Genomic DNA, 26,829 nt, shown 5'->3' on the forward strand with positions numbered 1-26,829 from the left:
CCACCCGTCCGGTGTGCCGGCGCCCCGAACCCGGTCACGACCACGAAGACGCCGGCCCCTTGGGTGCACGACCCGGATGCGCCGGAACCCGCCACGGGACGGCCCGGGTACGGACGCGGCCTCACCGGCGGAAGGGGCCGGGCCCGTACGGCGCGAGGGGTCGGCGGTGGTCCGGGGGTGGGCCGTCCGGAGCTTCGTCCTCGACGGGTGGGACGAGTTCCTCCCGCTCAGCCCGTCGGCCGGTTCCGGCCGGTCCCGGCGCCAGGCCCGTCAGTCCTGTGAATCCTGTCAATCCCGTCAGGTCAATCCCGTCAGGCACGCTCGGGCCCGGCCGGTCCCCCTCCCCGGAGGGCACCGGGGGCGGTGAGGGCACGGCCGGGCCCGCGGTGGCCCGGTAGACGGCCGGGCGGTTGGGAACCGTGCAGCCGCGTTCCCGTGCCGAGCGCCCGGCGAACGCCTTCAGCACCGCGCGCTGATACGCCTGGCTCTTCTCCGGGCCGCGCCGCATCCGGACCACGTAGAGCGCGGGCTCATCCCCTGCAGGACAGACCGCGCTGGTGGTGTACGCGCCGTCGTACTCGGTCCCGGTGCTCATCCGCAGACGCATGTCCTCGGCGTACGGGCCGTAGTACGCGTCCAGTTCGTACGCCTCGGCCCGGTCGCCGTCGCCGACCTCGCAGTGCTCCCGGGGAGTGGCGCCGCGCGGGCTCTCCCAGACGCGGGCCCCCTCGAAGGCGGGGACGCCCGCACAGGTGCCGACGGCGGCAGACGGCTCGACGTCCTCGTCCTCGCCGACCGGGAGCGGCACGGTGTCCGGTACCCGGCCCAGGGGCGCGTCACAGCCGTGGCGTTCGGCGGCTCTCCGGGCGGTGGCGGTGGCGATCCGTACCAGCCGGACCCGGTCGGCCGGGTTGTCGACGGCCGTGCCCTCCACATCGCCGTCCACGGTGATCAGCAGATCGGAACGGCCCTCCGGTCCCTCCGGTCCGTCCGGTCCGTCCGGTCCGTCCCGGCAGTCGAGCAGCACGGCGGCACTCACCCGGGCCCAGGCGGTGTCCTCCCTGCCGTAGCCGTCGAAGAACCCGGTCCAGCCGTGGCCCAGGGGTACGGGCCGGTCGGCGTCGGCGTCCCCGTACAGACTGCCGTCGCGCCGGTCGCGGTCCGCCTCCAGGGTGGGCACGCCGTGGACGGCCACCTCGATCGACCCCTCGCGGGCGGGGTGTTCGCCGCCGCCCCGCGCGATCCGGGTGATCACGCAGCGGACGTACAGCGAGCGCTCCGGGTCGCCGAGACCGCCCTCGTCGCGTATCTCCTCGCGTTTTTCGGCGAGTTCGCCCGCGCCGAGCGCGTCACGGGTCTCACGCGCCGGAAGGAGCCCGTCGCACGCGCCGTCCAGGGCGCGGTCCTCGGTCCACCGGTCGGGCAGTTCCCCGCCGAGGGCGAACCAGGCGGCCAGCGGCGCGAGCAGGACGAGGACCGCGACCGCCGCCCCGCGTGCGCGGGCGCCCGGACGGGCCGGGGCCGGGGGCGGGAGCCGCGGGTCCGGGTCCCAGGGGCCCGGGTCCAGGGAGTCCGGGTCCGGGGGGCCGGGGTCCTGCGGTGGGTTCGTCATGGGCCCTCGACCACAGTGGTGTCACGGCAGTGCGACCGCCTCGGCCAGGCGCTGCCGGCGGCGAGATAGCGCGTGAGGACGGCTCGCGCGCCGTCGGCCAGCCGCCGGCGCTCGGCCCCGGTCAGGAAGAACTGGCCGTTCCTGTCCGGGGGAATCTCCGGGACCACGGAGATCCGGTGATAGGCGCGTTCGCCGCCGCAGACCGCCTCGGCCCAGACGGCGATGTCGAGCGGGTCCCCGCCGAGCCACACCGTCCCCCCGTCCTTCCGCGGGGGCGGGTTCGTGTACCACCGGTGCTGTTCGTGCAGCTGCCGCCCCTTCGCCCCGGCGGCGCTCCGCACGCTGATCGAGGTGATCGTCAGCCGTTCGGGGGTGGTCTCCAGGTCGGTGCGCCGGGTCTCGCAGGTGCCGTTGCGGGTGCGGTACGGCCGGTCGCGCCCGGCCTGCCAGCTGCCGCCCAGGCCCAGCGCCGCCGGGTCGAGCCAGTCGCAGAGCGCCGGATCGGGTGCGGTGGGCGCCCGGCCGCTCAGGGCCAGGGGCTCACCGCCGCAGCGCCGGCGTTCGGCGATCCAGTTGGCGACCGAGGCGGCGGTACGGGCCGCCGCCAGCCGGTACCCGCGGACCTCCGCCCGGTCCCGGCCGGGTCCGCGCGACGGCAGCGGCAGACTCACCATGACCTGGAGCTCCGCGGTGCGCCCGGTACGCCGGACCAGCCCTCCGGGGCAGGTGACGAGCAGCGTGGCGACGGTCTCGTCCTCGTCGGTCTCGGAATCGCCCACCGCGCTCGGCGGAAGCGGCAGCGGAAACGCCCTGCCCTCCTGCGCCGAGTCCTCGGGGGTGTCCTCCCGCATCCGGAGCAGCGGCTCGGCACGCACCCGTACCTCCGCGCCGTCGGGGTCGGCCGTGCCCCGGCCGTCCCACGAGAGCCGGCAGTCCAGGAGCGCCCGGCTCTCCTGACCGGGTTCGAGGACCGTCCCGTACTCGACCAGCCGTCCCGCGGAGCGGTCGGGAAGGAAGGGCCGCAGCCGGTCCTGGGGCAGCAGCCCCTGGCAGGCCCTCTTCAGCTGGGCTCGGTTGGCCGCCAGCTGAGCGTCATGGAGGACCTGGTTCCGTACGATCACGGTGACGGCGGCGAGCACGGCCAGCGCCACCGAGGGAACCAGCAGACGGGTGATCCACCGCTCCCCCGGCGGATTCCCCCACCCCGTTCCCGGGTCCGTTCCCCACTCCCGTCCCCGGCCTGTCCCCGACCTCTTCACCGGGCCTCTCCCCCGCTGTCCGTTCCGGATTCCCCGCCCCCGCATCGCCCTCCCGTCATCCACCGTCCACCCCGTGTTCCCGGTCTGTGCGACCGGACGCCACCCGGCGGAATCGAAACCGCCCGGACACCCCCGCGGCATAAGGATGTCGGGCGAACACACCCTGGTCGGAGGCCCCTCGGGCGCCTTACGGTGAGCGCGTGCAGCACGCCCCCACCCCTCCCTTCAACCGCTCCGCCGCGCGCCGTCTCAGGGAGGCTCTCGGGATGACACCCGGCCATGTCTCGTACGGACTCCGCGCGCAGTACGGACTCCACGTCCATCAGGACACGATCGTCTCCTGGGAGCGGGGCATCGGCGCACCCGGCATACGGGAACTGACCGCGCTGGCCGGGGTGTTGTGGTGCGCTCCGGAGGATCTGCTCAACGCGGCCACCACCCTCCGGGAGCACCGGCTGACGCGGGAGCTGGCCCCCGACGAGCTGGCGCGGCTCATCGGCATGGCGGCCGGCGCGTATGCCCGGATGGAGGAGTCCGGCCGCTGGCGGGGCAATGAGCGGCAGACCGCTCTCCTCGCGGAGGCGCTGAACCTGCGCCCGCGCGAGCTGATGCGGGCGCTCGGCCGGGACCGGGAGCTGGCGCAGCTGCTGCGGAGCGCCGTCAAGGCACGCTGGCAGGGGTACGTACGGCCGGTGGCGAAGCTGGTGCCGATGGACCGGGAGCTGATCACGGCCGTTCTGGAGGAGCTGCACACCGCGTACCGGGTACGGACGGCGGACGCCGGTCCGGGCTGGGCGGCGACCGCCGAGGACACCGAAGCCGCCGGACGGGAGTTCCTGGAGCTGGTCGGCGATCACTTCTGGGTCCTGGCCGACCCGGACGAGGACGGCGAGCGGCGTGCTCCGGACGGGTCCGGCGCTCTGTGATCCCGGGCCCGGCACGGGATCACCGCGCCTCAGCGGGGCCCGGAGACCGGGCCGGGCTCCGGGCCGGGCTCCGAGCCGGGTCGGCGCCGGACTCCCCGGATCGGGCGGGGTCCGGGGCTCACGACGGGTCCGGGTGCCGAGCGGGCCCGGGGGCCCGGCGGGGTCCCGGCCCGGGCGCGGCTCCGGGGTGTGGCCGGGCTTCGCGCTCCGGCCGGGCCCGGGGCTGCGGGTTCCGGCAGGGCTGCGGATTTCGGCAGGGCTGCGGGTTCCGGCTGGGCGCGGCGGCTCGGCCCGCGTCCGCCTCAACGCCGGACCCCGGCGGCGCGTTCCAGCGCGAAGGTCTGGGCCGCGCCGGACTTCTCGCAGGTCTGCTGCCGTATCTCCGCACCGGACCCCACCAGCCGGTCCTCCACCCCCACGCACAGATCGCTGTGCAGGGGCCGCAGCCGGAAGACGCCCGCCTCTCCGCCGAACGGCTCCAGCCGGAACGCCTCGGCCGTACCGCGCTTGCCGCACTCCTGGTCGTTGAGCGGGGTTTCGGTCTCCCTCGACCCGTTGCTCACCCCGGTGCAGCCCGGACCGAACGTCGGATGGCGGGTGGCGATCCGCCAGTCCTCGCCGCGCCGCTGGAGGGAGAAGCCCGGGATGGAGCCGGACCGGCAGGGCAGTTGGTAGAGCAGTCCGCTGTCGCCGCCGCGCTCGGCCAGACAGAGCCCGGAGTGGACGGCCTTGATGCGCACGGGTCCCGGGGAGGGCACGCTCAGACGGGCCAGGGCCGGCTCACCGCCGCGCGCCGCCCCGGGCGAACCGCTCGCCGGGGCGCCGGTGCCGCGCCGCATCTCCTCCGCGGGGTCAGCGCCGTCGTCACCGGCGACCGTGAGCCCCACCGCGAGCAGAACAGCGCCCAGGACGACGACCGCGGCGGCCCATACCGCGCGCGGAACCCCGGAGTCCCGCGCCGGCGCGGGCAGTTGCCCGGGCCGCCCGGGACCCACGGGCTTCTCACGCCGCCCGGATCGCTCGTGTTCCTCAGGCTGCTCCGGTTCCCCGGGTTGCCCGCGCTGCCCGGGTTCCCCGTGTTCCCCGTGCCGTGTGCCGTCGGCACCGCCGGTCGGGTCCGGCGTGCGCCCGACCGCGGGATCCCCCGTCTTCCCGTCCTCCGGGTGCTGTGGCCGCCCGGCCGCGGGGTCCGGCGTCCGCCCGCTCCCGTACTCCGGGACCTCCGCCGGCTGCCGCTCCCGGCGGCCCAGTTCCTTGCGCACCCTCAGCCAGGTCTCGGTGGCCCCGGGACCGCAGCCGCACGCCCGGACGAACGCGGCCACCAGTTCCTCGCGCGGCAGGGTGGAGCGGCTGAGCATATTGGCGACGGTGGAGCGCGGCAGCACATCGCCGACCGCTTCGGCGCGGGACGTCAGCTCCCGGTAGGTCAGGCCGGACCAGTCCTTGAGCTGCTGTAATCGCGCCACGAACTCGGCGGCTCCGCCCGCCTGTTCCGGACCGGGAGCCCTGTTCTCCTCGGGATCCATCCGCTCTCCGTCCATCGCTGACATGCTGGGACACATCTGGGACATGTCCCGGACACGAACAGCCTTGCTATCCGCGGCGGTCGGCTCAAGAGTGATCTGCGCCATCCGTGCCGGGAAGCGCGACGGCGGAAAACCGGCCCCGGGCCCGCCGTTACGGCAGCGGGCGCGGGGGAACACGGCCGGCCGTGAACGCCCACCGGGGGGGACGATCACGGCCGGCCGCCGGAGCCGGAAGCCGGGGCCGGCACCTGCGCCGGAGCCGACCCGCACGGCATCGGACACGCGGGGTCGGAAGCGTGGGTACGGAGTCCGGGAGACGGACCGTCACCGCTCCGGGCGCCGGGCGGCCCCGGAGCCGTACGACCGGAACCGGGCCGGAAGCCACGGAGGGGGCCCGGGTCACGGACCGGCACCGGCACCGGCACCGGTATCAGAGCAGGGGCCGGGGCGGGGTTACGGACCGGCCGGGCCGCGACCGTACCGGCACCCGGCCGTACCCGGGGCAGGGGAGGGAGGGCGTCAGAAGACCGACTCCGCCTCGTTCATCCGGCTCGTCGGGACCATCTTCAACCGGGTCACCGCGTCCGCCAACGGCACCATCACCACATCCGTGCCCCGCAGCGAGGTCATCCGCCCGAAGTCGCCCCGGTGCGCCGCCTCCACGGCGTGCCAGCCGAAGCGGGTGGCGAGCACCCTGTCGTACGCAGTCGGCACTCCGCCGCGCTGCACATGCCCGAGGATGACCGGCTTGGCCTCCTTGCCGAGGCGGTACTCCAGCTCGGCGGCGAGCCGGTTGCCGATGCCCTGGAAGCGCTCGTGGCCGTACTGGTCGATCTCGCCCTTGCCGTAGTCCATCGAGCCCTCGGCGGGGTGCGCGCCCTCGGCGACGCAGACGACGGCGAACTTCTTGCCCCGGGAGAAGCGTTCCTCCACCATCTTCACCAGGTCCTCGACCTGGAAGGGCCGCTCCGGCAGGCAGATGCCGTGCGCGCCGCCCGCCATGCCGGACTCCAGGGCGATCCAGCCCGCGTGCCGGCCCATCACCTCGACGACCATCACCCGCTGATGCGACTCGGCGGTGGTCTTGAGCCGGTCGATGGCCTCGGTCGCGACGGTGACGGCGGTGTCGAAGCCGAAGGTCCGATCCGTGGCGGAGATGTCGTTGTCGATGGTCTTGGGCACCCCGACGACGGGCATGCCCGCGTCGGACAGCATCCTGGACGCGGTGAGGGTGCCCTCGCCGCCGATCGGGATGAGGACGTCGATGCCGTACCGCCGCTGGATCTCACCGCAGTTCTCGGCGGCCTCGCGGAGCCGGTTGCGCTCCAGCCGCGCGGAGCCGAGGATCGTGCCACCGCGGGCGAGGATGCCGCTGACGGCGTTGAGGTCGAGGGGGCGGTAGTGACCGTCGAGGAGCCCCTTGAAGCCGTCCTCGAATCCGATGACCTCGTCGCCGTGCCCGGTGAGGGCCCGGTGCACGACCGACCGGATCACTGCGTTCAGTCCGGGGCAGTCGCCCCCTGCGGTGAGCACTCCGATACGCATCGCGCTGTGTCTCCTGCTCGTCGTGGGACAGGTGAGCCGAAAGTCAATTGTTTCATGGGCTACAGGGCCCCGCGCTCCCAATCGTGGCAGGCCTTCCCGCCGCCTTTTCCGCCGGAGGACCATGGGCGCCTACCCGGCAGGCGCCATATCCACCCGCGGAGGTACTGTCAAGGGGGAGCAGCCGCCGACCAGCGGTTTTGTGCCGAGCACGGGCGAGCGGGTGTGAACGGGTACCCGAGCGGGAGCACGGGCGGCGGCCCGGACCGCGGCACGGGCCACGGCCCCGCCTCTCGCGCGGGCCGCCCGGGCAGGGCCTCGGCACGGCCTCCGGGCACTTCAGTTTCGAGCGATGAGTACGAGCACCGATACGGGCGGACGGGAGAGCACGCGTGACACGCAGCGTGTACGTGACCGGGATCGATCGCGGGGACGGCCGCCAGGTCGTCGATCTGGGGGTCATGGAGCTCCTCACCCGCCAGGTGGACCGGGTGGGTGTCTTCCGCCCGCTGGTGCACGACGGTCCCGACCGGCTGTTCGAGCTGCTGCGGGCCCGCTACCGGCTCACCCAGGACCCCGCGTCCGTGTACGGCATGGACTATCACGAGGCGTCCGCCCTCCAGGCCGAGAAGGGCACCGACGAGCTGGTCTCCCGGCTCGTCGACCGTTTCCACCGGGTGGCGCGGGAGTACGAGGTCGTCCTCGTGCTGGGCACCGACTTCGCCGCCACCCAGCTCCCGGACGAGCTGGCGGTCAACGCCCGGCTCGCCAATGAGTTCGGCGCCTCGGTGGTTCCGGTCGTGGGCGGCCGAGGTCAGACCGCGGAGTCCGTACGGGCCGAGGCGCGCAATGCCCACCGGGCGTACGAGGCCCTGGGCTGCAGTGTTCTCGCAATGGTCGTCAACCGGGTCGCTCCCGACGAGCGCGCGGCCATAGCCGAGCGGCTTGCGGCCCGCCTTCCGGTTCCCTGTTATGTCCTGCCCGACGAGCCCGCGCTCGCCGCGCCCACGGTCGCCCAGATCACCCATGCGCTCGGCGGTACGGTGCTGCTCGGCGACGACTCGGGGCTCGCGCGCGACGCCCTCGATTTCGTCTTCGGCGGGGCGATGCTGCCGAACTTCCTCGCCGCGCTGACCCCCGGCTGCATGGTGGTCACCCCCGGCGACCGCGCCGATCTGGTGGTGGGCGCGCTGGCCGCCCACTCGGCGGGGACCCCGCCCATCGCGGGGGTGCTGCTCACCCTGAACGAGCGGCCCACCCCGGAGATCCTCACCCTGGCGTCCCGGCTCGCGCCCGGCACCCCGGTGATCTCGGTGCCGGGGAACAGCTGGCCCACCGCCACCGAACTCTTCGGCCTTGAAGGCAAGTTGAACGCCTCCACCCCGCGCAAGGCGGAGACCGCGCTCGGACTGTTCGAACGGCATGTCGACACGGGCGAGCTCCTGGAGCGACTCGCGGTGGCCCGGAGCGGCCATGTCACCCCGATGATGTTCGAGCACGAGCTGCTGGAGCAGGCCCGCGCCGACCGCCGCCGGGTCGTGCTGCCCGAGGGCACGGAGGAGCGGGTGCTGCGTGCCGCCGATGTGCTGCTGCGCCGGGACGTCTGCGACCTGACCCTGCTGGGCGACCCCGAGGTCATCCGCAAGAAGGCCGCCGACCTGGGCTTCGATCTGTCCGCCGCGCAGCTGATCGACCCGGTGACCTCGGAGCTGCGCCAGGGCTTCGCCGAGCGGTACGCGCGGTTGCGCGCCCACCGGGGCGTATCGGTGGAGCTGGCGTACGACGTCGTGGCGGATGTGAACTACTTCGGCACGCTGATGGTGGACGAGGGCCTCGCCGACGGCATGGTCTCCGGTTCGGTGCACTCGACGGCGGCGACGATCCGCCCGGCGTTCGAGATCATCAAGACCCGGGCCCTGGGGGCACCACCCGGGACGCAGGCCCCGGGGGGAGCGGCCATCGTGTCGTCCGTCTTCTTCATGTGCCTCGCGGACAGGGTGCTGGTGTACGGGGACTGCGCGATCAACCCGGATCCCGACGCCGAGCAGCTCGCGGACATCGCCGTCCAGTCGGCCGCCACCGCCGCCCGCTTCGGGGTGGAGCCGCGGATCGCGATGCTCTCGTACTCCACCGGGACCTCCGGTTCGGGTGCGGACGTGGACAAGGTGCGGGAGGCGACGGAGCTGGTGCGCCGGGCCCGCCCCGATCTGCGCATCGAGGGCCCGATCCAGTACGACGCGGCCGTGGAGCCGTCCGTCGCGGCGACCAAGCTGCCCGGCTCCGAGGTGGCGGGCCGGGCGACCGTGCTGATCTTCCCGGACCTGAACACCGGCAACAACACCTACAAGGCCGTGCAGCGGTCGGCGGGCGCGGTCGCCGTCGGACCGGTGCTCCAGGGGCTGCGGAAGCCGGTGAACGATCTCTCGCGCGGCGCTCTTGTCGGCGACATCGTCAACACGGTCGCCATCACGGCGATCCAGGCACAGCCCGACCCGTCGGCCGATCAGCCCGCGCGGGCCGCGCAGCCCGCCTCCGTATGACGTACGCCTCCGTACGACCGTCCCGCCCCTGACCACCCGTCCGCTCCCACCGTCCCTCCCGGACCACCGTCCGTTCCGACCGACCGTCCCTCCACAGAAGGCCCCGCAACCGTGACCGCGACCCGAGTCCTCGTCCTCAACTCCGGCTCCTCGTCGGTGAAGTACCAGCTGCTCGACATGCGCGACGGCTCCCGCCTGGCGGTCGGGCTCGTCGAGCGGATCGGCGAGGTCACGTCCCGGCTGGTCCACACCCCGCTGAGCGGCGACGGCGCCGGGCAGCGGGAGCGGTGCGGCCCGATCGCCGATCACGACGCCGCCCTGAAGGCCGTCGCCGACGAGCTGGCGGCCGACGGGCTGGGGCTGGACTCCCCCGAACTGGCGGCGATCGGCCACCGGGTGGTGCACGGCGGGCTGCGGTTCACCGAGCCGACCGTGATCGACGACGAGGTGCTGGCGGAGGTGGAGCGGCTGGTCCCGGTGGCTCCGCTGCACAATCCGGCCAACATCACCGGTATCCGTACCGCGCGGGCGCTGCGCCCCGATCTGCCGCAGGTCGCCGTCTTCGACACCGCGTTTCACACGACGATGCCGGAGTCGGCCGCGCGCTACGCGATCGACACGCGGACGGCGGACGCCCACCGGATCCGCCGCTACGGCTTCCACGGCACCTCGCACGCGTATGTGTCGCGGGAGACGGCGAGGCTGCTGGGGAAGGCGCCCGAGGACGTCAATGTGATCGTGCTGCACCTGGGCAACGGCGCGTCCGCCTCGGCGGTCGCGGGCGGCCGGTGCGTCGACACCTCGATGGGTCTGACCCCGCTGGAGGGGCTGGTGATGGGGACCCGCTCCGGTGACATCGATCCGGCGGTCACCTTCCATCTCAAGCGGGTCGCGGGCATGTCGGTGGACGAGATCGACGCCCTGCTGAACACGAGAAGCGGCCTGGTGGGGCTGTGCGGGGACAACGACATGCGGGAGATCCGCCGCCGGGTGGAGGAGGGCGACGAGCGGGCCCGGCTGGCGTTCGACATCTACATCCACCGGCTGAGGAAATACATCGGTGCCTATTACGCGGTACTCGGCAGGGTGGACGCGCTGGTGTTCACGGCGGGGGTCGGTGAGAACGCCGCCGCGGTGCGGGAAGCTGCGGTGGCCGGACTGGAGGAACTGGGGCTCGCGCTGGACGCCGGGCTGAACGCGGAGCGTTCCCGGGAGGCCCGGATCATCTCGGCGCCGGGCGCACGGGTCGCGGTGGCCGTGGTTCCGACGGACGAGGAGCTGGAAATAGCGCGCCAGACATTCGCGCTGGTGTCCGCCGATTCACTCGGCTGAGCGACCGGCCGCCCATGTGTATCTTCCGCCAGACGGAATATTCCGAGCCGAAACAAACCGATAGGATCCGCCTTATGCGCCGTTCCAAAATCGTCTGCACACTGGGCCCCGCCGTCGACTCGTACGAGCAGCTGAAAGCGCTCATCGAGGCCGGAATGAACGTGGCCCGCTTCAACATGAGCCACGGAACCCACGCCGAGCACGAGGAGCGGTACCACCGCGTCCGCAAGGCGTCCGAGGACACCGGCCGTGCGATCGGCGTACTCGCCGACCTCCAGGGCCCCAAGATCCGGCTGGAGACCTTCGCCGAGGGTCCGGTCGAGCTGGTGCGCGGTGACGAGTTCACCATCACCACCGAGAACGTGGACGGCGACAGGACCATCTGCGGCACCACCTACAAGGGACTGCCCGGCGATGTCTCCAAGGGCGACCAGATCCTGATCAACGACGGCAATGTGGAACTGCGCGTCGTCGAGGTCACCGGTCAGCAGGTGAAGACGATCGTCGTCGAGGGGGGAGTGATCTCCGACCACAAGGGCATCAATCTGCCCGGCGCGGCCGTCAATGTCCCGGCCCTGTCCGAGAAGGACGTCGACGACCTCCGTTTCGCCCTGCGGATGGGCTGCGACCTGGTGGCGCTGTCCTTCGTCCGGGACGCGAACGACGTCAAGGACGTCCACAAGGTGATGGACGAGGTGGGCCGCCGGGTCCCCGTCATCGCCAAGGTGGAGAAGCCGCAGGCGGTGGCCAATATGCAGGACGTGGTCATGGCGTTCGACGGTGTGATGGTCGCCCGCGGTGACCTGGCCGTCGAGTACCCGCTCGAAAAGGTCCCGATGGTGCAGAAGCGGCTCATCGAGCTGTGCCGCCGCAACGCCAAGCCGGTGATCGTGGCGACCCAGATGATGGAGTCGATGATCACCAACTCCCGTCCCACGCGCGCCGAGGCGTCCGATGTGGCGAACGCGATCCTGGACGGCGCGGACGCGGTCATGCTCTCCGCCGAGTCCTCGGTGGGCGCGTATCCCATCGAGACCGTCAAGACCATGTCGAAGATCGTGGTGGCGGCGGAGGAGGAGCTGCTGTCCAAGGGGCTGCAGCCCCTGGTCCCGGGCAAGAAGCCCCGCACCCAGGGCGGCTCGGTCGCCCGCGCGGCCTGCGAGATCGCGGACTTCCTCGACGGCAAGGCCCTGATCGCCTTCACCAAGTCCGGTGACACGGCCCGCCGGCTCTCCCGCTACCGTGTCTGCCAGCCGATCCTCGCCTTCACCACCGAGGAGTCGACCCGCAGCCAGCTCGCCCTGAGCTGGGGCGTGGAGTCGTTCGTGGTGCCGCACGTCAACAACACGGACGCGATGGTCGACCTGGTGGACGCGGAGCTGCTGAAGCTCCAGCGGCACAACGAGGGCGACACGATGATCATCACGGCGGGCTCGCCCCCCGGGGTGCCGGGCACGACGAACATGGTCCGGGTGCACCACCTGGGGACGCAGGGCTGAGCCCCCGCACGCGCGGACGCGGACCCGTTCCGGTCGACCGCGCGCCGCTCCCACCGGGAGCCCCCGCACGCGCGGACGCGGGCGCGGCCGCCGGGACACGGACAGGGGCCGTACCCCTCGTACGGGGCGTACGGTCCATGTCCGCGACGGCTCCCCGGCGGCGGATTCTCCGGACCGATCCGGTGCGCCCCGGTCCTCCGGGCCCGGCCGGAGCAGGCCCCGCCGAGGCGGGACGCCCTGGGCCCGGGCAGAGGACGGGGCTTCGACGTCAAGGGCCGCCGGTAGCGGATCTTGCCGGGCTCGCGCGCCCCGGCACCGTATTTCTCCGCCGTAGCCCTGCGGGCACGGGTGGTGCCTCGCTGCGTTGGTGTCGGTCGCTGACGGCCCCACGGCCCTTCCGCCCGGGGTGCGGCCACGGGAGCATCCCGGCACCAGACCCCTCCCCGTCCCAGCCCGAGCCAGGCGAAGGACCTAGGGCGTGTATCGAAAGTCCCGCCTGGCCTGCGACGCCCAGCACGCACACTCGCTGCGTTGTCGGAATCACCCAAGTACGTCCAGTACGAGGGCGACCCTCCGCCTTGCGACTGCACGCACCGGACGCCGCAGGCCCCGCCCTCCGGGCGGACGGCGCTACTTTCGATACACGCCCTAGCGTGCGGCCCCGCCGGTGAAGTAGTTCCTGAGGCCGGGGATCTTCAGGGTCCCGCCGAACTGACCGGCCTGGGTCACCGTGACATCGGTGAAGACGGCCAGCGGCACATTCAGCGGCGGCGGGGTGTCCGGGCTGAAGGTGACCGGGATGGCGCTGAAAAGATCACCCTGGAGTTTTTCGGTGTACATCGTCACCGTGCCGTGGCGGATCGTGGAGGTGGAGCCCTTCCGCGCCTCGACGTGCCCCGTCCTGTCCATCGGGCCCTTCACGAGCTGGTGGAGGTTGTCGATGTCGATGCTCGTCGCCGTGAACTTCAGTACGCGCTTGATCTTGCCGCTGCCCGTCCTCACCTCGACGATGCCCTGGTAGTCGAGGCCCCTCAGAGTGAGCTTCGAGCTCTTGAGGATCCACGGGTCGTCGGGGAGCAGGGGGATACCGGGTTCCAGTTCCGCCGCGGCCAGCGCCTCGGGGTCGGCGGTCGGGCACGGGAAGCGGGGCTTGGCGCCCTCGGGTATGTCCTCGTCCTTCCGGGGTTCGAGCCCCTTCGCGTCCTCGTCGAGTTCCTCGACCTCGGCCCCGGCCTTGTCGGCCGCGTCCCTGAGGGCTGCCTTCGCCCTCTCCGCCGCACGGTCGGACGTACCGTCACCGGTGCCGTCCGTCCCGCCGGTGGGCCGCTGCGCGGGCCGGGACGGCGACGGGGTGGCCGCGGGCTTCTCAGGGGGCTTGGCGGGCGAGGCGGTCCCGGACGGAGTCGGTGCGGGGGTGGCCGTCTCCTCCTCGCCGGGTGTGCCGGGCCCGTCGAACAGGTCTTTGATCGCCTCGCCGAGGCCCAGCGGATCCAGCGGGTTACGGGTCCTCACCGCGCCCGGCGTCGCTTCGGGGGCGGGCTCGTTCCCCGCGACGCCCTCCACGGGCTTCTCCCCTTCCGCGGCCCCCTCCCCGGCCCGCTCGCCGTCCGTCTTCCCCGCGCCCGCTCCGGCGCCGGTCGGTCCGGCTTCGGCGGCGGACGGCATCTCACCTGGCTTGGCCTCGTCACCGCCGTCTTCGCCTGCACCGCCCTCGCCGTCACCCGCATCCGCACCGTCGCCCGGGGTCTCACCGGGCGACCGGGAGGGCTCGTCGGACGGCTTCGCGGACTGTGTCGGCTCCGGTGAGGCCGGCTCCGTCTCCGCGGGCTCGTCCGAGCGGGTCACACACGGTCCGGGGGCGAAGGGGATGTCCTTGTCGTCGGCGAGCGCCAGCTTGGGGGTGAGGCTCATGCCCATGAAGACGGCGGTCGGCATCGCCGCCAGGGCCATCGCCTTTCCCGCGGGCTTCTGCAGCTTGCTCAGCAGCGATGTCCTCGGGGCCGCGTGCCGCGGTCCCTTCCTGGCCCGTGCCGCATCGCTCCCAGCAGTGGTCAGCGGTGTGACATCACCCTGCACTGTTCCTCCCGCCGTCGGGCTCGATGGTGAAGTCCTGCGTCTTCACATCCGGGGAATCCCCCTGCCCCGGCCGCCCGGCGCCCGCGTGTTCCGGGGCGGTCACCGGTTCCGGAGCGTTCGCGCCGGTCCCCGCGTCGGGCGCCGGCAGCGGCTCCCCGGGCATCCAGGAGATCGCGAGCGCCCCGCCGAGCATGGCGAGCAGAAAACCGACGATGAATCCGCCGAGGTTGGCGACCGGGAGGGAGACCAGGGCCAGCAGGATCGAGGCGACTCCCGCGAACACCCTCACGATGTGGTGGAACCACATCGTCAGTCCCAGCGTGACCAGCAGGACACCGATGATCAGCGAGCCGGCGCCCGCTGTCGTCGCCAAGGAGAGCGTGGTGTGCCCGAGCTGGAAGGTCGCGTACGGGAAGTAGGCGATGGGGATGCCGCCCAGCAGGGTGAACAGTCCCGCCCAGAAGGGGCGCTGCCCCCGCCAGTCGCGGAACCGCCGCCGGATGACGCGGAGGTGGTGCTCGTTCTGCCCCGTGGTCATGGAGTCGGCGCTCATGGAAAACAGCTCCCTGGAACTGGTGTTGCCGTGCGGAGAGTCGGACGGGCGGGGTGGAGCACGGCGGCTGCCCCGCCCGCCCGACGGATGACCGTCAGAAGCACTCGATCCCGTCGCCGGAGCCACGGATCAGGCGCATGCTCAGATTGCTGAGCTTGAAGGTTCCGGCGGTGGTCGCCCACGCCTTCTGCTCGACGTTGTCCAGGATGGCCTCGTCGGCCTGCTGGGCGAAGCCGTTCTCCAGGATGGACTTGTCCTTCACCGCAGGGCCCTTGCCGGTCCCCGGGTTGTCCGTGTCCTTGGCCGCGACACCGATGTCCATGTTCCTGAACTCGGCGTTCGCGTCGAGCTGGGAGATGTCCAGGTACAGGTTCTCCGCGGAGACGGGGGTCTTGCCCGTGCCCGCCTTCAGCTTGAGCGTGATCTTGCCCAGCAGCGGCACATCCGTGACCACCGACTGACACATGTTCTTGATCGTCGCGGTCTTGAACGTCGAGATCGCGACCGGGTGAGCGGTCTTCTCGTCACCCTTGAGACTTGCGTACCCCATGTCCACGCCGCCGTACTGCGCGAACCCCTGGCCTTCGAGGTGCCCGGCCTTCACCTTGAACTCCTGGCCGGACACGGCGAAGGACGCGGCGAGCGCCCCCTGTGCCAGACCGATGCCTATCGCGGCCGTCGCGGCCACACTCGGCACCATGACCAGGGCGAACCGCTTCCATCTGGTTCCGCCACGAGCCACAGACTCCATGACTTTCCTCCTTCTCGGACGTACACCTCGGGTACGGACGCATCCGTCCGTCCTGAGATGGGAGAAGCGCTACGTCCTCGGGAAGGAGAGCGCCCGCGCTTTCAGGCGCGTACCGCGTCCGAAACACCGGCGATCACCCCCGAGCGACAACCACGGATCGCGCCTGACGCATCACGCGCGATCCGTCGGACAGGCCCCGCCGTACGGCGGGAACCCCCCTGTCCGCGACCGGCTCACTGCCGCCGGCCGACCCGGTGGGGACCCAGGGACCGCGGACCGGCGGGGAGCCGGGCGGGTGCGGTGTGGGACCGAGCGTCGCCGATCGTGGTGCATTCCCGGCCGCGGCACAAGGGGGTTCGTTACTTGCCAGTAATGGCCGGATGGCGGCATCACGACCGGCCGCCGCCGCCCGGCCACACAGGGTGCCGCCGGCCATGCCGCCAGAAGGGGTCAATGCCGGAGATAAACGGACGGAAGAAACCCTTTGATTTACTGCGAGTAACAGCTGATCGAATTACCAAGTTTTGGTAAAGCGGGGCCAGGTTTCCGCACCGTGCCGCCAAAGCGGCGGTGGCGCATCCCTCGCACCACCGCCGCAATTCACCCCAGAACCGCCTCAATACAGCGATCGGGCCAGGACTTTCGCAACCCGCCTCAGAACAGCACCCTCGCGAGCGCCGACCGCGCGGCCGTCACCCGGGGGTCGTCCCCTCCGACCACCTCGAACAGTTCGAGCAGCCGCACCCGCGCCGCGTCACGGTCCTCGCCGGCCGTCCGGCGCACCGTCTCGACAAGTCGGCCGAAAGCGTCCTCGACATGGCCGCCGACCAGATCCAGATCGGCCGCGGCGATCTGCGCCGTCACGTCGTCCGGCTTCTCGGCGGCGTCCTGGCGGACCTTCTGCGGGTCCAGGTCGCCGACCCGGCGCAGCAGTTCGGCCTGGGCCAGACCGAGCTTCGCCTCCGTATTGCCGGGGTCGTCGGACAGCACGTTCCGGTACGCCTGGACCGCGCCGCCGAAGTCACCGGCGTCCAGGGCCTGTACGGCGGCCTCCAGCAGCGCGTCGTAGGGACCGGCGGGCTCCTGGACCGGCGCGGGCTCGGCTCCCTCGGCGTCCGGGTCGACCGCCACGCCGGTCAGCCCGAAGCGCTGCTCGGCGACCTGGATCAGCTGATCCAGCGTCTGGCGGATCTGCTCCTCGGGGGCCGCGCCCTGGAAGAGGGGCAGCGCCTGCCCGGCGACCACCGCGAACACGGCGGGAATCCCCTGGATGCCGAACTGCTGCATCAGCATCTGGTTGGCATCGACATCGATCTTGGCCAGCACGAAGCGGCCGTTGTACTCCTGCGTCAGGCGCTCCAGCAGGGGGCTGAGCTGCTTGCAGGGCTGGCACCACTCGGCCCAGAAGTCGAGAACGACCGGGACCTCGGCGGACCGCTGGATGACATCGCGCTCGAAACCCGCCTCGTCGACGTCGATCACGAGACTGGAGGGAGCTACGGCACCGCCGCCACCCTGGCGGGCGGCCTCGGCACGGGCCTGCTCCGCCTTCGCCTTGGCCTCACTGGCCGCCTTCAGCGCGGCGAGGTCGACGACGCCACTCATGGACATGTTCCTAGGCTGCATGAGTACATCCTCCCCCCTCGGCACGCTCAGGGGAAAAGTGCGGCCGGTAGAACCGCAACGGGTGAATCCTTGGCGCGGGGTCCCCACCCCGCGCCGGTGGTTGTCGCACAGCCGGTCACGGCTTTCGCTACGGGCCGTAGCGTAACTGTGCGGGACCGGAGCCCTGTGAGATTCCTCCGGTGAACTGCCTCACACCGAGGGGCTTACCCGCCGGTATGGTCGCCGTCATGCAGAGCCGCGTCCCCCCTGAAGGCGTCCGTGCGAGTCGTACGGGACGCCCCCGGAGCGCCGAGGCCGACGGCGCGATCCTCCACGCGACGCGTCAGGCGCTCGTCGAGCTCGGCTGGTCGAAGGTGACCATGGGCGATGTCGCCACCCGCGCGGGGGTCGCCAAGACCACCCTCTACCGCCGGTGGGCGAACAAGAACGAGCTGGTCGTCGATGCCGTCGCCGTCCTCTTCGACGAGCTGGACCTCCCCGATCTCGGCAGCCTGGCCGCCGACGTCGAGGGCGTGGTCCTCCGGTTCGCGGCACTGCTGGAGCGCCCGGAGGCCAGGACCGCGCTGATGGCGGTGGTCGCCGAGTCGGCCCACGACGAGGCCCTGCGCCGCCGTATCCGCCGGGCGGTCGTGGACCGTCAGAAGCGCCTGGTCCTGGAGGGGCGCGCCCGTGCGCAGGCCCGCGGTGAGCTGCCGTACGAGACGGACCCGGCACAGGCGGCCCGCAACGCGGACCTGATCTTCGATGTGATCGCCGGGGCGGTCGTGCACCGGACCCTGGTCAGCGCGGAGCCGGTGGACCGCCCGTGGGCGCGCAGCCTCACCACCCTGCTGCTGTCGGGCCTGGCGTCCCTGAGCCGCTGAGCCGCCGGGGACGGCATGGCGCTGTGCGAGGCGGCGGCCGGGAGCCGGGCCAGAAGCCGGGGCGCTCGGTGTACGGGGTCAGAAGCCGGGCGGCTCGGTGTAGGTGCCCCATTCCTCGCGCAGGGCGTCGCAGATCTCGCCCAGCGTCGCCTCAGCGCGGACCGCGTCCAGCATCGGACCGATCATGTTCGAGCCGTCGCGCGCGGCCACCAGCATGGTGTCCAGCGCCGACCGTACGAGAGCGTCGTCCCGCCGGGCCCTGCGCCGGCCCAGCTCCCGCACCTGCTCGTGCTCCACCTCATGGCTGACCCGCAGGATCTCCAGATCGCCGGTGACGGAGCCGTGGTGCGCGTTGACGCCGACGACCCGCTTGTCGCCCTTCTCCAGGGCCTGCTGGTAGCGGAACGCGGACTCGGCGATCTCACCGGTGAACCAGCCGTCCTCGATCCCGCGCAGAATCCCCGACGTGATGGGCCCGATGGGGTGCTGCCCGTCGGGGTGCGCCCGCCTGCCGCGCTCCTTGATCTGCTCGAAGATCTTCTCGGCCTCGGCCTCGATCCGGTCGGTGAGCTGCTCCACGTACCACGAGCCGCCCAGCGGGTCGGCGACGTTGGCGACCCCGGTCTCCTCCATCAGCACCTGCTGGGTGCGCAGCGCGATCTCGGCGGCCTGCTCGCTCGGCAGCGCGAGGGTCTCGTCCAGCGCGTTGGTGTGCAGGGAGTTGGTGCCGCCGAGAACGGCGGAGAGCGCCTCGACCGCCGTCCGTACGACGTTGTTGTACGGCTGCTGGGCGGTCAGCGAGACACCCGCGGTCTGGGTGTGGAAGCGGAGCCACTGCGCCTTGTCGGACCGCGCGCCGTACACATCGCGCATCCAGCGGGCCCAGATCCGCCGGGCCGCGCGGAACTTGGCGATCTCCTCGAAGAAGTCGAGATGCGCGTCGAAGAAGAAGGAGAGGCCGGGCGCGAAGGTGTCGACGTCCAGCCCCCGGCTGAGCCCCAGCTCCACATAGCCGAAGCCGTCGGCGATGGTGTACGCCAGCTCCTGCGCGGCCGTGGCCCCCGCCTCGCGGATGTGGTAGCCGGAGACCGAGAGCGGCTTGTACGCGGGGATGCCCTCGGCGCAGTGCTCCATCAGATCGCCGATCAGCCGCAGATGGGGCTCGGGCTGGAAGAGCCACTCCTTCTGGGCGATGTACTCCTTGAAGATGTCGGTCTGGAGGGTGCCGTTCAGCACGGAGGGGTCGATGCCCTGGCGCTCGGCCGCGACCAGATACATGCAGAAGACGGGCACGGCGGGCCCGCTGATGGTCATGGACGTGGTCACATCGCCGAGGGGGATGTCCTTGAAGAGGACCTCCATGTCGGCGGCGGAGTCGATGGCGACCCCGCAGTGGCCGACCTCGCCGAGGGAGCGGGGGTCGTCGGAGTCCCGCCCCATGAGGGTGGGCATGTCGAAGGCGACGGACAGTCCGCCGCCGCCCGCGGCCAGGATCATCTTGTAGCGCTCGTTCGTCTGCTCGGCGTTGCCGAAGCCGGCGAACTGGCGGATGGTCCAGGTGCGGCCCCGGTAGCCGGTCGGGTACAGACCGCGGGTGAAGGGGTACTCACCGGGCCAGCCGATCCGCTCGAAGCCTTCGTACGAGTCCCCGGGCCGGGGCCCGTAGACCGGCTCCACGGGGTCCCCGGAGAGCGTGGTGAAGTCCGCGTCGCGCGTGCGGGCCTTGTCGTAGCGGGCCTGCCAGCGACGGCGGCCTTCCTCGATCGCGTCAGCGTCCATGCCACCAATTTACTAGGACGTCCTAGTAAATGTCGATGCCACACCGTGGAACCGTGGAAACGGCGGACCGCCACGGGCATGGACACGTGGCGGTGAGGGGTCCGGCGCGGGGCGGGGCGGCGGCGGACCGAACGGGTGACGCCGACGGCAAAGGCGCCAGGTGTCGGTGTCGCTTACGCCTTCACCGGCTCGGCGACGCCGTCGTCGATCAGCGCCCGGACCTCACGGGTGATCTTGGGCTCGACGAAGAAGGAGGCCACGGGGATACAGCCGGCCGCCAGCACCCACAGCAGCTTGCCGAAGGGCCACTTCGCCTTGGAGCCGAGATCGAAGGCGAAGATCACGTAGACGATGAACAGCACACCGTGGATCTGCGAGATCAGCATGGTGTCGCCGGTGTCGAAGCCGTACTTCAGCACGATGGCGCCGGTGAACACTAGCAGCCAGACGGCGGTGATGTACGCCATCACCCGGTAGCGGGTCAGCACGGTTTGTTTCATGGCGCCGAGCCTAACGGGGCGCAAATATCACCCCGTGGCCGGGTCGGACAAGGTGCCGGCCGGCTACTTCTCCTCGAAGTCCTGCGCGGAGACCCGCAGCGGGCGCAGCATCGCGAAGATCTCCGCGCACTCCTCGGCGTCGTACGCGCCCAGCCCGAAGTCCATCTCCATCAGTTCGCGGGTGGCCGCCTCCACGACCTCGCGCCCCTTGTCCGTGATGGAGGCGAGGGTGCCGCGGCCGTCGTTCGGATTGGGCCGCTTGTCGACCAGCCCGGACCTGACCAGCCGGTCCACCGTGTTGGTCACCGAGGTCGGGTGGACCATCAGCCGCTCGCCGATCTTGGACATGGGCAGCTCACCGGCCTTGGAGAAGGTGAGCAGCACCAGCGCCTCGTAGCGCGCGAAGGTCAGCCCGTACGGCTTGACGACGGCGTCGACCTCGGCGAGCAGGATCTGGTGCGCCCGCATGATCGAGGTGATCGCGGCCATCGAGGGGACGGGCCCCCAGCGCTGCTGCCACAACTCGTCGGCACGGGCGATGGGATCGAAGGGGAGGCTGAGCGGCTTGGGCACGTCTGAGACCCTACCGACTGGTCATATGGCAGTCAGCCCCGTCTCGCTCCTCGGTCCTTTCGGCCCGCGCGCTTCCGATGGCCGTCCTCGGGCCGCGCCGGGCCCCGGGGACAGCCGTGGGGAAACCTCCGCCCCGGGCCGCGGGTGTACGCGCGTCCTCGCGCCGGGAGCGCCCTCCCGCCGGAGACACACCCCGGAGACACACGAGCAAGAGAACCCGCGGGGCCGGGGGCGGCGGGCCCGGTGGAGAGCCCCCGGACGGGCCGCGAGGGGCGGCCCCTGCCGGGCGTTACGCGCTGACCGTGCCCTCACGACGCGCACGCGACGCGATCACCTCGGCCTCCGCGGCCCGCTTGAGCCTGCGCTCCGCGACGAAGCCGCCGAGCGGGAGGACGGAGAGCACGAAGTAGAGGGCCGCCGTCTTCAGATCCCACTTGGTGCGGTTCCACGCGTCCGCCCAGAAGAGGACGTAGATGATGAACAGCACGCCGTGGATCATGCCCAGGACCGGGACCGCGTTGAAGTCCGTCGTGCGCTTCAGCACCGAGGCGATGATCAGCAGGATGAACGAGACGGCCTCCGGAGCGGAGACCAGACGGAGGCGGTGGAGGGACGAGGCGGTCTTGATGTCCACGGGTGCACCTTCGGGGGGACGACGGGATTCGATCTTGTGAACGCGCTCACAAGCGCGGACCCATTCTGACAGCCGCCTTTGCCAAGGCTTTGTCCGGGGTCCGTCCGGCGGGCCGGGAACCTCCCGCGATACCTGTTCCCGCCCCACTACGGGCGGCTACCGTCGGCCCGTGGCAACGTTCAGGCTCCAGGGGAGCAAGGTGCTCGCGGTCGACATGGCCGGCGACACCGTCAAAGCGAAGAACGGGTCGATGGTCGCCTACGACGGCCAGATGGCCTTCATGAAGCTGTCCGGTGGCGGTGAGGGCATCCGCGGGATGGTCACCCGCCGGCTCACCGGTGAGCAGATGGTGATGATGGAGGTGAAGGGCCAGGGCACCTGCTTCTTCGCCGACCGCGCGTCCGAGATCAATCTGGTGAGCCTGCAGGGCGACAAGCTGTACGTCGAGTCGAGCAATCTGCTCGCCGCGGACGCGGGGCTGCGCACGGGCACCAGCTTCACCGGTCTGCGCGGCGGGGCGAGCGGCAACGGCTTGTTCACCACCACCGTCGAGGGCAGCGGCCAGGCCGCGATCATGTCGGACGGCCCCGCGGTGGTGCTGCGGGTGACCCCGCAGTACCCGCTCTCGGTCGACCCCGGCGCGTACATCGCCCACCAGGGCAACCTCCAGCAGAACTTCCAGTCCGGTGTGACCTTCCGCACCTTCATGGGCGAGGGCGGCGGCGAGGCGTTCCAGATCCGCTTCGAGGGCGACGGTCTGGTCTACGTACAGCCCAGTGAGCGCAACACCGTCGGAGGGGATGTCTGAGATGCCCTTCCGTGAGATCAACTCGAAGATGGTCGAGGCGACGGTCGTCCCCGGCCAGCGGATGTTCAGCCAGCGCGGCGCGATGCTGGCGTACAAGGGTGACGTCGCCTTCACCCCCAACTCGGCGGGCGGCCAGGGCGGCATCGGCTCCATGATCGGGCGACGGGTCGCGGGCGAGGCGACGCCGCTGATGACCGTCGAAGGCCAGGGCACGGTGTGGTTCGGCCACGGCGGCCATCACATCCAGGTCGTCAATCTGACCGGCAACATGCTGTACGTGGAGGCGGACCGGCTGCTCGCCTTCGACGGGACGCTGGAGCAGAACACGATGTTCATGGGCTCGCAGGGCGGGGTCATGGGCATGGTGCGCGGCCAGGTGACCGGCCAGGGGCTGTTCACGACCACCCTGCGCGGCCACGGCGCCGTCGCGGTGATGGCGCACGGCGGGGTGGTCGAGCTGCCGATCGTGCCCGGGCGGCCGGTCCATGTGGACCCCCAGGCGTACGTCGCCCACCACGGCGATGTCCAGAACAAGCTCTCCACCGCGCTCGGGTGGCGCGACATGGTGGGGCGCGGCTCGGGCGAGGGATTCCAGCTGGAGCTGAGCGGCAGTGGCGCGGTGTATGTCCAGGCATCGGAGGAGAAGCTGTGATGGGCCCTGACGTTCTCGACCCGATGTCGCTGCCGAGCGACGACAACGTCAACGCGTACACCTTCTGTGTGGAACTGAAGAGCAGCCAGTGGTTCCTCCAGAAGGGCAAGATGATCGCCTATTACGGGCAGATCGAGTTCAACGGCATCGGCCACGGGCGCCTCGACCGGCTGCTCCGGACCTCGTTCCACTCCCCGCTGCACGCGAGTGACTGGGTGGTGGCGGAGGGCAGCGGCAAGATGCTGCTCGCGGACCGCGCCTTCGATGTGAACTCCTTCGACCTGGACGACGGGAATCTGACGATCCGGTCCGGGAATCTGCTGGCCTACCAGCCGTCCCTGGCGCTGAAGCAGTCGATCGTGCCGGGCTTTCTGACCCTGATCGGCACCGGGAAGTTCGTCGCCGCGTCCAATGGGCCCGTGGTGTTCATGGAGCCCCCGATCCGGGTGGATCCGCAGGCCCTGGTCGGCTGGGCGGACTGCCCGTCGCCCTGCCACCACTACGACCACGGCTATATGACCGGCGTGATGGGCGGCCTGCGGGCGCTGACGGGGATCGGCGGGGCCTCCGGCGAGGAGCACCAGTTCGAGTTCGTCGGCGCCGGGACCGTACTGCTCCAGTCGTCCGAGGCGCTGATGGCGGAGACGGCGACGGGGGTGCCTCCGGCGCAGGCGGGGGTTCCGGGCGGTCACGGAGGGTCGGGAGCCCCTGGTCAACACGGGTCCGCCCCGCGTCTGCCCGGCCAGCTGGGGGATCTCCAGCGCCGTTTCGGCCTGTGAGAGACGTCTGCGGAGTGTGACGTCGAACGTCTGCGCCCCACGGGCACTGCGTACACTGCGCATTCGCGTGCCGGATGCCCGGCGTTTGGGTGCCCGGCGTCACACTCCCAGTTCGTACGTCTTTCAACTTCTTAGGTAGAATCCACATATGGAGACCGAGACGGCCACCCGCTGGCTCACCGATGACGAGCAAGTCACCTGGCGTACGCATCTGGACGTCAGCCGGCTGCTGATGCACCAGCTCGAAAAGGACCTCCAGCCGTTCGGCCTGACCAACAACGACTACGAGATCCTGGTCAATCTCTCCGAGTCCGCGGAACAGCGCATGCGGATGAGCGACCTCGCCGCGGCCACCCTGCAGTCCAAGAGCCGGCTGTCCCACCAGATCACCCGGATGGAGAACGCGGGCCTCGTCCGCAGGGAGAACTGCGAGTCGGACCGGCGCGGGCTGTACGCGGTGCTCACCGAGCAGGGCGCGGAGACCATGCGCCGGGTCGCGCCGCACCATGTCGCGTCGGTGCGCAAGCACTTCATCGACCTGATGACCCCGGAGGCCCTCTCGGACCTGAGAACGTCCCTCTCCCCGGTGGCCACCCACCTCCGCGGCCACCGCGGCAAGCCCTGACCCCACCCGTCCGGCGGTACCCACCCCCGGCCCGCCCCACCGGGGCCCGTCCGGCACACCCCCACCCAGCCCGTCCGGACCACCCCTGGACCACCCCAAGCCCGCCCGGACCACCCCCCAGCCCGTCCGGCGATGGCGGACGGAGGGCGAGACCGGGAACCGGTCACACCACGGCACCGCCCCCGTCAGACCGCCCGCAGGCGAAGCTCGAACACCGCGCCCGGCCCCTTCGGCCCGACCACCGCGAGACTGCCGCCGTGGCGCTCCGCGACGTCCCGGGCGATCGCGAGGCCCAGCCCCGCGCCGCCCTCGTCCCGGCTGCGCGCGTCGTCCAGGCGGACGAAGCGCTCGAAGATCCGCTCGCGCTCCGCCACCGGTACGCCCTCCCCGTCGTCCGCGACCCTCAGCACCGCGTGATCACCCTCCCGGCGCACGGTCACCGTGACCGCCGTCGTCGCGTGCCGCCGCGCGTTGTCCAGCAGATTGCCGAGCACCCGCGCCAACTGCCCCGGGGACCCCGAGACCTCGACCCCGTCGGCCGCGTCCACGGTCACGGGGACACCCTCGCCGCGGGGCTGCTGCGCCACCCGCTCGCGTACCAGCGCGCCGAGGTCGATCCGGGACCGGCCGGGCCGCTCCCCCGCGTCCAGCCGCGCCAGCAGCAGCAGATCCGCGGCGAGCTGCTGCAGCCGTACGGTGTCGGCGACCGCGCCCGGGACGTCCAGCAGCTCCGGGTGCGCCTGCCCCACTTCGAGCTGGGTGCGCAGGGACGCGATGGGGCTGCGCAACTCGTGCGAGGCGTCCGCGACGAACCGGCGCTGCCGCTCGACGGACGCCTCCAGCGCGGCGAGGGTCTCGTTGGTGGTCCGTGCCAGCCGGGCGACCTCGTCCCGGGTACCGGGCTCCGGGACCCGCCGGGAGAGGTCCTCCGACGCCGTGATCGCGGCCATCTCGCCCCGGATGGCCTCGACGGGGCGGAGCGCGCGCCGGGTCACCAACCAGGTCACCGAACCGACCACCACGAGCAGCACCGGCAGCCCCACGAGCATGGCGTCGCGGACCGACCCCACGGCGTCCTCCTCGACGGAGAGCGGGGCGCCCGCGTAGACGGTCACGGTCGGGCCCGAGTCCATAGTCGCCTCCACGGCGGCGAAGCGGTACGCGACGGTGTCGCCGTCCACGGTCGCCTCGCCCGTGCTGAACACGGGCTTCCCGGCGGCGACTTCACCCCGCGCGGGGGTGCCGTCCCCGTCCCCGCCGCCCTCGTCCGTGTCGCCGCCGGACGGCGACACGGGCGTCACGCTCGTACTGCCGGTGCCGGAGATCTTCTCCAGGTCCTCGCTCACGGCGAGCACGCGCCCGTCCTCGTCGACGACCTGGACCGGCCGGCCCTCGCCCGCCCGCAGATCGTGCCGGTCGGCGGGCAGCTCGCGGACGATCCGCGAGGCGATGTCCCGGGCGGCGACCTCGGCCTGGAGCTGCGCCTGGTCGACGAGGTACGCCCGCAGCACGAGGAGTACGGCCGCACCCGCGGCGATCAGCGCGACGGCGACGACGCCGGTGGCGCCGAGCGCGGCCTTGGCCCGTACCGATCTCATGGCGCGGCCACCAGCCGGTACCCGGCGCCGCGCACGGTCTGGATGCGCTCGGCGCCGAGCTTGCGGCGGAGCGCGCTGATGTAGACCTCGATGATGTTCGGGTCGCCGTCGTAGGCGAAGTCCCAGACGTGGTCGAGGATCTGCGCCTTGCTGACGACGTCCCCGGCGCGGACGGCGAGCTGTTCCAGAACGGCGAACTCCTTCGCCGTGAGAGCGACCTCCGCCTCCCCGCGGAACACGCGCCGGGCGGCGGTCTCCACCCGCAGGTCCCCCACCCTCAGCACCGGCGAGCCGCCGGCGCGGGCGCGGCGGCGGAGCAGCGCCTTGATCCTCGCCACCAGGACGACGTACGAGAAGGGCTTGGTCAGATAGTCGTCGGCGCCGGTGTCCAGTCCCTCCGCCTCGTCGTACTCGCCGTCCTTGGCGGTGAGCATCAGGATCGGCACATCGCTGCCGGCGGCGCGCAGCGCGCCGCATACGCGGTAGCCGTTCATGCCGGGCAGCATGATGTCGAGGACGATCAGGTCGTACGCCCCTTCGGAGGCGCGGTGCAGCCCTTCCACGCCGTCGTGGACCACGTCCACGGCGTAGCCCTCGGCGGTCAGGCCCTTGGCGAGGGAGAGGGCGAGCCTCTTCTCGTCCTCCACGATCAGCAAACGCATGTCTTCAGGGTCGCAAACCGGACCTGAAGATCGCTTCAGGTGGCTTCAGCCTGCCTTCAGGGTCGGGCGGGGACATTGGCATCCGTCGAACCCGTACCGTTCCGGAGGCTCCTC

23 protein-coding genes are annotated in these 26,829 nt (G+C 71.7%); 9 read left to right on the forward strand and 14 right to left on the reverse strand.

The window, feature by feature from the left end:
- Nucleotides 1-121: 121 nt before the first annotated feature.
- Both ACFYT4_RS19230 and ACFYT4_RS19235 read right to left on the reverse strand, forming a co-directional pair.
- Entirely contained in the window at nt 122-1,612 is a 1,491-nt protein-coding gene (locus ACFYT4_RS19230; protein WP_389269956.1) for a hypothetical protein, read from the reverse strand.
- Complete coding sequence (locus ACFYT4_RS19235; RefSeq protein ID WP_389269958.1) at nt 1,609-2,871, reverse strand: hypothetical protein; 1,263 nt, start codon at nt 2,869-2,871, stop codon at nt 1,609-1,611. The genes ACFYT4_RS19230 and ACFYT4_RS19235 overlap by 4 nt, the downstream gene beginning before the upstream one ends.
- Before the next feature lie 266 nt (nt 2,872-3,137).
- Here ACFYT4_RS19235 and ACFYT4_RS19240 point away from each other — a divergent pair, with 266 nt between their 5' ends.
- Entirely contained in the window at nt 3,138-3,797 is a 660-nt protein-coding gene (locus tag ACFYT4_RS19240; RefSeq protein ID WP_389270107.1) for a helix-turn-helix domain-containing protein, read from the forward strand.
- A 302-nt stretch (nt 3,798-4,099) separates the two neighbouring features.
- Here the strand turns inward: ACFYT4_RS19240 and ACFYT4_RS19245 are convergent, their stop codons facing one another.
- Nucleotides 4,100-5,338 carry a helix-turn-helix domain-containing protein gene (locus ACFYT4_RS19245; protein ID WP_389269960.1) on the reverse strand — a complete coding sequence of 413 codons (1,239 nt, stop codon included), beginning with the start codon at nt 5,336-5,338 and terminating at the stop codon, nt 4,100-4,102.
- Nucleotides 5,339-5,842: 504 nt separating this feature from the next.
- Nucleotides 5,843-6,868, reverse strand: coding sequence for an ATP-dependent 6-phosphofructokinase (locus ACFYT4_RS19250; RefSeq protein ID WP_389269962.1), 1,026 nt, complete (start codon nt 6,866-6,868; stop codon nt 5,843-5,845).
- A 389-nt stretch (nt 6,869-7,257) separates the two neighbouring features.
- On the opposite strand from ACFYT4_RS19250, the gene pta reads away from it, so the two are divergent.
- The 3 genes from pta (at nt 7,258) to pyk (ending at nt 12,236) form a co-directional block, all read left to right on the forward strand.
- Nucleotides 7,258-9,405: a phosphate acetyltransferase gene (gene pta, locus ACFYT4_RS19255; protein WP_389269964.1), complete on the forward strand. Its 2,148-nt coding sequence runs from the start codon at nt 7,258-7,260 to the stop codon at nt 9,403-9,405.
- Nucleotides 9,406-9,516: 111 nt separating this feature from the next.
- Nucleotides 9,517-10,737 (forward strand): acetate kinase, encoded by a 1,221-nt coding sequence (locus ACFYT4_RS19260; protein WP_389269966.1) that lies wholly within the window; start codon nt 9,517-9,519, stop codon nt 10,735-10,737.
- A 74-nt stretch (nt 10,738-10,811) separates the two neighbouring features.
- Complete coding sequence (gene pyk, locus ACFYT4_RS19265) at nt 10,812-12,236, forward strand: pyruvate kinase (protein WP_389269968.1); 1,425 nt, start codon at nt 10,812-10,814, stop codon at nt 12,234-12,236.
- 648 nt (nt 12,237-12,884) lie between these two features.
- On the opposite strand, the gene ACFYT4_RS19270 is transcribed toward pyk, so the two are convergent.
- From ACFYT4_RS19270 to ACFYT4_RS19285, 4 genes are all read right to left on the reverse strand, one after another.
- Nucleotides 12,885-14,312 (reverse strand): hypothetical protein, encoded by a 1,428-nt coding sequence (locus tag ACFYT4_RS19270; protein WP_389269970.1) that lies wholly within the window; start codon nt 14,310-14,312, stop codon nt 12,885-12,887.
- Nucleotides 14,302-14,865 (reverse strand): DUF6114 domain-containing protein, encoded by a 564-nt coding sequence (locus tag ACFYT4_RS19275; protein WP_389269972.1) that lies wholly within the window; start codon nt 14,863-14,865, stop codon nt 14,302-14,304. Before ACFYT4_RS19275 ends, ACFYT4_RS19270 begins: the two co-directional genes overlap by 11 nt.
- 94 nt (nt 14,866-14,959) lie before the next feature.
- Entirely contained in the window at nt 14,960-15,616 is a 657-nt protein-coding gene (locus tag ACFYT4_RS19280; RefSeq protein WP_389269974.1) for a DUF6230 family protein, read from the reverse strand.
- Between the two features lie 654 nt (nt 15,617-16,270).
- On the reverse strand, nt 16,271-17,242 hold the full coding sequence (locus tag ACFYT4_RS19285) for a tetratricopeptide repeat protein (RefSeq protein WP_389269976.1): 972 nt from the start codon (nt 17,240-17,242) through the stop codon (nt 16,271-16,273).
- A gap of 227 nt (nt 17,243-17,469) precedes the next feature.
- Between ACFYT4_RS19285 and ACFYT4_RS19290 the strand changes: the two genes are divergently transcribed.
- On the forward strand, nt 17,470-18,105 hold the full coding sequence (locus ACFYT4_RS19290) for a TetR/AcrR family transcriptional regulator (RefSeq protein WP_389269978.1): 636 nt from the start codon (nt 17,470-17,472) through the stop codon (nt 18,103-18,105).
- Between the two features lie 78 nt (nt 18,106-18,183).
- Here the strand turns inward: ACFYT4_RS19290 and ACFYT4_RS19295 are convergent, their stop codons facing one another.
- The 4 genes from ACFYT4_RS19295 to ACFYT4_RS19310 form a co-directional block, all read right to left on the reverse strand.
- Nucleotides 18,184-19,884 (reverse strand): methylmalonyl-CoA mutase, encoded by a 1,701-nt coding sequence (locus ACFYT4_RS19295; protein WP_389269980.1) that lies wholly within the window; start codon nt 19,882-19,884, stop codon nt 18,184-18,186.
- 173 nt (nt 19,885-20,057) lie between these two features.
- Nucleotides 20,058-20,384, reverse strand: coding sequence for a DUF3817 domain-containing protein (locus tag ACFYT4_RS19300; RefSeq protein WP_389269982.1), 327 nt, complete (start codon nt 20,382-20,384; stop codon nt 20,058-20,060).
- 63 nt (nt 20,385-20,447) lie between these two features.
- Nucleotides 20,448-20,957 (reverse strand): MarR family winged helix-turn-helix transcriptional regulator, encoded by a 510-nt coding sequence (locus tag ACFYT4_RS19305; protein WP_389269984.1) that lies wholly within the window; start codon nt 20,955-20,957, stop codon nt 20,448-20,450.
- Between the two features lie 289 nt (nt 20,958-21,246).
- A complete protein-coding gene (locus ACFYT4_RS19310; protein ID WP_389269986.1) occupies nt 21,247-21,591 on the reverse strand; it encodes a DUF3817 domain-containing protein in 345 nt (114 codons plus the stop codon).
- 169 nt (nt 21,592-21,760) lie between these two features.
- On the opposite strand from ACFYT4_RS19310, the gene ACFYT4_RS19315 reads away from it, so the two are divergent.
- From ACFYT4_RS19315 to ACFYT4_RS19330, 4 genes are all read left to right on the forward strand, one after another.
- Nucleotides 21,761-22,399 (forward strand): AIM24 family protein, encoded by a 639-nt coding sequence (locus ACFYT4_RS19315; RefSeq protein WP_389269988.1) that lies wholly within the window; start codon nt 21,761-21,763, stop codon nt 22,397-22,399.
- Between the two features lies 1 nt (nt 22,400).
- Nucleotides 22,401-23,051 carry an AIM24 family protein gene (locus ACFYT4_RS19320; protein ID WP_389270109.1) on the forward strand — a complete coding sequence of 217 codons (651 nt, stop codon included), beginning with the start codon at nt 22,401-22,403 and terminating at the stop codon, nt 23,049-23,051.
- Complete coding sequence (locus ACFYT4_RS19325; protein ID WP_389269990.1) at nt 23,051-23,830, forward strand: AIM24 family protein; 780 nt, start codon at nt 23,051-23,053, stop codon at nt 23,828-23,830. The genes ACFYT4_RS19320 and ACFYT4_RS19325 overlap by 1 nt, the downstream gene beginning before the upstream one ends.
- 148 nt (nt 23,831-23,978) lie before the next feature.
- Nucleotides 23,979-24,455 (forward strand): MarR family winged helix-turn-helix transcriptional regulator, encoded by a 477-nt coding sequence (locus ACFYT4_RS19330; protein ID WP_389269992.1) that lies wholly within the window; start codon nt 23,979-23,981, stop codon nt 24,453-24,455.
- Between the two features lie 185 nt (nt 24,456-24,640).
- Here the strand turns inward: ACFYT4_RS19330 and ACFYT4_RS19335 are convergent, their stop codons facing one another.
- Together ACFYT4_RS19335 and ACFYT4_RS19340 are read right to left on the reverse strand one after the other, a co-directional pair.
- On the reverse strand, nt 24,641-26,053 hold the full coding sequence (locus tag ACFYT4_RS19335; protein WP_389269994.1) for a sensor histidine kinase: 1,413 nt from the start codon (nt 26,051-26,053) through the stop codon (nt 24,641-24,643).
- Nucleotides 26,050-26,715: a response regulator transcription factor gene (locus ACFYT4_RS19340; RefSeq protein WP_389269996.1), complete on the reverse strand. Its 666-nt coding sequence runs from the start codon at nt 26,713-26,715 to the stop codon at nt 26,050-26,052. Before ACFYT4_RS19340 ends, ACFYT4_RS19335 begins: the two co-directional genes overlap by 4 nt.
- Nucleotides 26,716-26,829 lie beyond the last annotated feature (114 nt).

Source organism: Streptomyces sp. NPDC004609 (assembly GCF_042873655.1).
Lineage (GTDB): Bacteria > Actinomycetota > Actinomycetes > Streptomycetales > Streptomycetaceae > Streptomyces.